Annotated in this window: 4 protein-coding genes; all 4 read right to left on the bottom strand. The window is 57.3% G+C overall.

Annotated features, from left to right (window positions below):
* Nucleotides 1-127: 127 nt before the first annotated feature.
* The 4 genes from WBB95_RS08440 to WBB95_RS08425 all read right to left on the bottom strand — a co-directional run bounded on the left by WBB95_RS08440 (nucleotide 128) and on the right by WBB95_RS08425 (nucleotide 3,109).
* Nucleotides 128-1,015, bottom strand: coding sequence for a nitroreductase family protein (locus WBB95_RS08440; RefSeq protein ID WP_424487161.1), 888 nt, complete (start codon nucleotides 1,013-1,015; stop codon nucleotides 128-130).
* A 121-nt stretch (nucleotides 1,016-1,136) separates the two neighbouring features.
* A complete protein-coding gene (locus WBB95_RS08435; protein WP_424487160.1) occupies nucleotides 1,137-2,201 on the bottom strand; it encodes a TerC/Alx family metal homeostasis membrane protein in 1,065 nt (354 codons plus the stop codon).
* A gap of 78 nt (nucleotides 2,202-2,279) precedes the next feature.
* Nucleotides 2,280-2,996, bottom strand: a complete 717-nt coding sequence (gene nhaA, locus WBB95_RS08430; protein ID WP_424487163.1) for a Na+/H+ antiporter NhaA — start codon at nucleotides 2,994-2,996, stop codon at nucleotides 2,280-2,282.
* The gene (locus WBB95_RS08425) at nucleotides 2,966-3,109 is read right to left on the bottom strand and encodes a Na+/H+ antiporter NhaA (RefSeq protein ID WP_424487162.1); all 144 of its coding nucleotides are present in this window, start codon (nucleotides 3,107-3,109) and stop codon (nucleotides 2,966-2,968) included. The genes nhaA and WBB95_RS08425 overlap by 31 nt, the downstream gene beginning before the upstream one ends.
* Between the last annotated feature and the right edge of the window lie 16 nt (nucleotides 3,110-3,125).

The raw sequence follows: 3,125 nt of genomic DNA, 5'->3' as shown, positions 1-3,125 counted from the left end.
GCAGGGCAGCCGTCAGCTTCAGCCTGTTGTTAGGCGGCTCTCTCGACACCCTTATCTCGGCGTTCGTCAATCCTGATCCAAGTAGTCTCGGTTGCTGTGACCCGGCCTTGGATCAGGATCGACTGGGTCAAATGGTCTTCACGCCGGCAAGATCCCGATGGATGCTTTTCTTGTACCTGTATTTCGGATGACCGAGGATAAGTGAGGTCATCACCTTGTTCTCCTTCGGGATGCTATAGCGTTTCCTCAAGACTTTAGAGCGGTCCACGATCGGTGGGATGAGACCTATGATCGTGGTGCCCAGACCAAGCGAGAGAGCCGCCAACATAGCGTGGTGGCAGACCAGGTGGGCGTTTTCCTCGTAGGAAATCGCCCGGCGGTTTCCGTGAAACAGCATCAGCATCGGTGCGTTGTACATGTACTTGTCTGAGCCGTCGCGGTGATAGGCCTCGTTGGCGTATCTCGCCACGTCCAGGATATAGTCTTTCAAGACTTGATAGTTTTCGGCTCCGACGGAAAGACGGATCATGACCCGGCCCAGCGGATTGGAAAACCCTTTCACCATAAATGTGTATTCCTTGACGAGTTCCTTCAGCAGGTATTCCAGTTCCTCTCGCCGGTCGATGACCAGGACTTCGGTTGAGTGAGGTGGGAAACCCATCGGCGCGGTGGCGGCGGCTTTCAGGATTTTGCCGGTCAGTTCCCGTTCCACAGGCTGGTCCTTAAACACGCGCACGCTACGGCGCAATTTAAGGAAATCGAAGAACTCACGGTAGCCGAAAGGCACCCTGGCCAGTTCCTGAAAATTTTCTGTGGGTAACTCCGGCATCTGGAGCGATTCGGTGGGGCAAACAGCCACACACTGCCCGCACATGATGCAGGCCTCCAGGCGGCCTTCCATCGCAGCCGCTTTGCCGTCAACCATTTCCAGAACGTTTTCTGGGCAGATATCAGCACAGATACCGTCACCTTTGCAGGTTTCCGGATCCACTTGATGCCGCTGCTTGGCCATCATTCACCTCACTTTTGATTGAATAAGTTTTTCATCAGGTTACGGATCAAGGCCGCATAACGCTCAGGCTAAGCTGCGGGGCCTCCGGTCCTTCGGCAGGGCAGCCGTCAGCTTCAGCCTGTTGTCAGGCGGCCGTGCTTCGGCGCTCAGCTAGTAGCGAACCGGCCACCCCGCTTGCAAGGATTACGAACACCGCCATCAACAAATACAAGTTGAAGTGCCTCCCGAGGGCAAGCTTCAGCCATTCGGCAAGCAACATCTTGACGCCCACGACCAGCAGGACCAGGGCGAGCGCGACCTTGAGGTAACGGAACTTCTTTACCATTCCCGCCAGTGCGAAATAGAGTGACCGGAGACCGAGAATCGCAAAGACGTTGCTGGTGAAGACCAGAAAGGAGTCGCCCGTGATGGCAAAGATGGCCGGGATCGAGTCGACCGCGAAGATCAGGTCGGTTGTCTCGACCATGACAAGCGCCAGCGCCATAGGCGTGAGCAGCAGCGTTCCCGGCCGAGCCCTCTCCACAACCTCGTCCGGCATCGCGGGCGCACCGGGGACCTCGTTCTCGTACGACGCGGGTGCGCCGGCGCGAACGATGAAGTGCTCGCCGTGAAATCTGGCGGTAACAGGGAACAAGCGGCGCGTCAACCGGACCACAATGTTCTTGTCCAGATCGGGGTCCTCCGTCTTGAGGAACATCATTTTGATCGCCGTCAGGATTAGGAAGGCGGCGAAGAAATACAGAATCCAGTGAAACTCTGCGATCAGCTTCGTCCCGAGAGCAATCATCACGCCGCGCATGAGCATAGCGCCCAGGATACCCCAGAAGAGCACGCGGTGTTGGTAGAGCGGCGGCACACCGAAGAAGCTGAAGATCATAGCGATGACGAAGATGTTGTCTACACCGAGCGACTTCTCGACGACGTAGCCTGTCAGGTATTTCTCTGTCGCCGCCGGTCCGTCATTGAACAGTCCATCAACAGGGTCTGCCACGGAGCCAAGGCCGAACCACTGGCCATCGTAGGCGAAGTACACGAAGACGCCGAAAGCCAACCCCAAGGCGAACCACACCGCCGACCAGGCCACGGCCTCCTTGAAAGTGACAACCTGGGCCTTGCGGTGAAAGACGCCCAGGTCCAGCGCCAGCATCAGGAAGATAAACACGATGAATATTACCCAAATCCAGATCATGCCAATCGTGGCTCCGTTGTGGACTTGAGCCGCTCAGATCGAGCGGGGGCGCGAAGCGACGTCCGCTGCAAGCTTTTGTTATGTGGCCTTGGCTCGGTTGCCCAAGACAACGCGAAGCACGACATAACCAAATAACCCAGAAACAAACGAGCCGATCAGAATACCGAATCGCTCCAGCCCCAGATAGGCTGTGCCGCCCTGCTCGAATGCCAGCGATGCGATGAACAGGCTCATGGTGATGCCGATTCCACACAATAACGCCGTCCCGTAGAGTTCCCACCAGCCGACTCCTTCCGGAGGCGACGCGATTCCCAACCTAACTGCAAACCAGCACATCGCCAAGACCCCGATCTGATTGCCGAGAAACAACCCGGTCACGATGCCAAGCGGAACAGCATGAAACATGTCAGTGATGGAGAGATCCACGAGCGAAACGCCTGCGTTGGCGAACGCGAAGACAGGCAGTATGCAAAAGGCCACCCACGGATGCAGCGTGTGTTCGAGGTGACGCAGCAGCGACTCGGGTGCGTGTGAAGAAAGAGATTTTTCCGGCACGCGCAGCGGGATGAACATCGCCAACACGACGCCTGCCAGCGTCGCATGCACGCCGGACTTCAACACCGCCAGCCACAACGGAACGCCAATGAGGAAATAGGCGGCGGGCCTCGTCACGCCCAAGCGATTGAGGCAAGCGAGGCCAAGTATCAGAACAGCCGCGATAACGAGGGAAAGAAAGGACAGCTCGGCCGTGTAGAACAGGGCGATCACGACGATTGCCCCGAGGTCGTCGAAGATAGGACGCTCAGTAGGAAGGCTTTCAGCGAAGTTGGAACACGCTTTCCGAGAAGTGAGAGCACCCCCAACGAGAAGGCAATGTCTGTTGCGGTCGGGATTGCCCACCCTCTCATCGCAACGGGGTCACCC

Origin of the sequence: Pseudomonas sp., assembly GCF_049645325.1 — a bacterium.
Taxonomy (GTDB): domain Bacteria; phylum Pseudomonadota; class Gammaproteobacteria; order Pseudomonadales; family Pseudomonadaceae; genus Aquipseudomonas.
This window is presented reverse-complemented; position numbering and strand designations above follow the sequence as displayed.

Excerpts from the sequence above, each read along its gene's own strand:
- WBB95_RS08440 (WP_424487161.1), bottom strand. The coding sequence starts at position 1,015 with ATGATGGCCAAGCAGCGGCATCAAGTGGATCCGGAAACCTGCAAAGGT.
- WBB95_RS08435 (WP_424487160.1), bottom strand. The coding sequence starts at position 2,201 with ATGATCTGGATTTGGGTAATATTCATCGTGTTTATCTTCCTGATGCTG.
- WBB95_RS08425 (WP_424487162.1), bottom strand. The coding sequence starts at position 3,109 with ATGAGAGGGTGGGCAATCCCGACCGCAACAGACATTGCCTTCTCGTTG.